General features: G+C 31.0%; 2 protein-coding genes. Both read right to left on the bottom strand.

All coding sequences use genetic code 11. From position 1 onward, the window contains the following. Nucleotides 1–311: 311 nt before the first annotated feature. The gene (gene rbr / locus HMPREF9129_RS01425) at nucleotides 312–899 is read right to left on the bottom strand and encodes a rubrerythrin (protein WP_004819573.1); all 588 of its coding nucleotides are present in this window, start codon (nucleotides 897–899) and stop codon (nucleotides 312–314) included. A gap of 88 nt (nucleotides 900–987) precedes the next feature. Further along, a complete protein-coding gene (locus tag HMPREF9129_RS01420; protein ID WP_004819572.1) occupies nucleotides 988–2,313 on the bottom strand; it encodes an MATE family efflux transporter in 1,326 nt (441 codons plus the stop codon). Between the last annotated feature and the right edge of the window lie 528 nt (nucleotides 2,314–2,841).

Below are 2,841 nucleotides of genomic sequence, written 5' to 3'. Positions count from 1 at the left end.
CTAGGTTATTTATATTGTATTTCATAATTTATTATTTCGAGAGAGAGCTAAGGGAGTTGAGATTATCCATAACGACCTCCCTCAAGCGCCCTTCCCCGAAATCCTCAAAACGTTTTTTGGGTTTATTTTTATACATATTATTTCTAAATTGTTGATGTTTTGGATTGTTTGGCTTGATGGGAAATTTTCACTGTTACAAATTAGCGTGTCCCCACGTATTTAAGAATTATTGTGTTCTGTAATCCTATTTTATTTGTTCCATAATTACAAAAAATCGGACCTAAGTCCGATTCATAAAATCAAATTAAATTTTAGTAAGTTTCTTTGAAAACTTCAAAATGTGCACGTGGGTGAGCACAAGCCGGACAAACTTCAGGAGCTTCCATTCCTTCGTGAATATATCCGCAGTTGTTACATTTCCATAGAACTACCTCATCTTTTTTGAATACTCTGTCATTCTTGATATTTTCAAGAAGTTTTCTATATCTCTTCTCGTGAGCCTCTTCAACTTCTGCAACTTCTCTAAATACTTTTGCAATCTCAGGGAAGCCTTCCTTTTCTGCAATATCTGCAAATTCAGGATACATTTCGCTGGCTTCTTCATGTTCGCCGTCAATTGCGCCTTGCAAGTTTTCCTCAGTTGTTGAGAAAACCACCGGGAAACTTCCTGTAACTTCAATAGTTTCTCCGGAGTCAAAACTATTCTTTAAAAATTTATAAAATCTCTTAGCATGCTCTTTTTCATTTCTCGCCGTTTCTTCAAATATGTTTTGGATTTGTACATAACCATCCTTTTTTGCTTGTGATGCTGCATAAGTATAGCGCATATTTGCTTGAGATTCTCCTGCGAAAGAAGCCATCAAATTTACTGCTGTTTGTGTACCTTTTAAACTCTTCATAATTTCCTCCTACTATTAAAATAACTTTATCTACTTTCTAATTATTACCCTTATTCAGCGAAATAAACACAATAAGCTAACGATTTTCCTAAATATAATTGTAAAATTTACCAAGACCGAGTATAAAGGAAATTCCCACTAAAAAAGCCAAAACTTCAGAAACAATAGTCGCAGCCCAAATACCACTAAGACCATAGAAAATAGGCAGCACAAGCACTGCAACTATTTGAAATACAAATGTCCTCATAAACGAAATAATTGCCGACACAAACCCATTGTTAAGCGCAGTGAAAAAAGAAGATGAAAAAGTGTTAAATCCAACAATTAAAAAAGAAATCGAAAAAATTCTAAAGGCTTTAGATGTCATATTAAAAAGCTCAAAATCATAACCTACAAAAATTGTGCTTATACTATCCGTTCCAATTTGAGCAACTAAAAATAACACAACACCCGATGAGAATAGTAACACCAAGCTCTTTTTCAACATATTATTTAATTCCAAATGATTTTTCGCGCCATAATTATATCCAATAATAGGAGCAGTACCGATATCATATCCCAAATAAATTGAAATAAATATAAATTGAACATACATAATTGCCCCATATGCAGCCACACCATTCTCTCCGGCAAATTTTAAAAGTTGTAAATTATATACTATACTTATCACTGATGTCGATACGCTTGTCATCACCTCGGACATTCCATTGGAACAAGATTTTAATATTACATCCCACTTAATATCAGTCTTTGTCAACTTTAAAATACTTTCCTTAGAAATTATAAAATATATTAGAGGTATAACTGTACCGACGGTTTGACTTATACCCGTTGCAAGAGCCGCTCCAAATACACCCCAGTTAAACCATATAATAAAAATAGCATCTAAAACCATATTGGTTATACCGGCTAAGATGGTAACCTTTAATCCTAACTTGGGATTCTCTGCAGTTACCAAAAAAGTTTGGAAGATATTTTGTAGCATATACGAAACATTAAATATCAACAATACTTTTCCGTATATCAAACAATCTTTCATCATATCGTTTGTTGCCCCAAGAAGTATGGAGATGTCCTTTAAAAATAAAATGCTAACGATGCTTATACCTATGCCAAAAATTATTGCAAACAAAATGAGCATTGAAAAATACTTACCGGCAAGTTCAATTTTCCTTTCCCCGAGAGTTTTGGAAACTAAGGCGCTTCCTCCGGTGCCTATCATAAATCCAAATCCGCCAATCATAAGTAGGAATGGAATTATTATGTTCACAGCAGCGAAAGATGTCTTGCCTATAAAATTTGAAATAAAGAGTCCGTCTATGACAACATAAAAAGAAGTAAACAACATCATAAAAATAGACGGCATACAAAATTCAATTAATTTTTTATATGTAAAATGTTCTGATAACTTCATTTTTTCTCCCCAAATATATTAATTATCTTATTATACATTATTATCAATTAAATTTTCATTCACATATATTTTAGAGGTATTTAATTTTGGTGTTTATTTTGTAGAACTTCCACTAACCCTTTAGTAAGGTAGACCCATCATACTAAAGATGATGAAATTTTTGAAAATCATAGATAAATTAGATTATGCAGATTAAATTCCGCCAATTTGTTTTTGACAATAAAACAATATGTATTGCTAAATTCATGTCACCTCTGCATTTATTTTCAAAAAAATATAAATCTAAATATATAAATTTTAAAGGATTATATAATGAACTGTTTATGATCTTTATAAAAGATAATTAAACATAGATTGAATATGGATTTTATATACTATAAATTTTAAAAAAATTGAGATTTTAATATTTATAGGCATATTAGAGAAGATATTAAATCTATATTATATTTCGTACCATCAAGATGTAGTGAGTTTTAATGAATATAAAATTAAATTTTATTTAGATTTTTGTGTTTATTACAGTGCAAG

The sequence above is a fragment of the Peptoniphilus indolicus ATCC 29427 genome (genome assembly GCF_000227315.1).
In the GTDB taxonomy this organism is placed as follows: domain Bacteria; phylum Bacillota; class Clostridia; order Tissierellales; family Peptoniphilaceae; genus Peptoniphilus; species Peptoniphilus indolicus.
This window is presented reverse-complemented; position numbering and strand designations above follow the sequence as displayed.

What these genes read in the sequence shown, in the direction of transcription:
- rbr (WP_004819573.1), bottom strand. Translation starts at nt 899, where the DNA reads ATGAAGAGTTTAAAAGGTACACAAACAGCAGTAAATTTGATGGCTTCT.
- HMPREF9129_RS01420 (WP_004819572.1), bottom strand. Translation starts at nt 2,313, where the DNA reads ATGAAGTTATCAGAACATTTTACATATAAAAAATTAATTGAATTTTGT.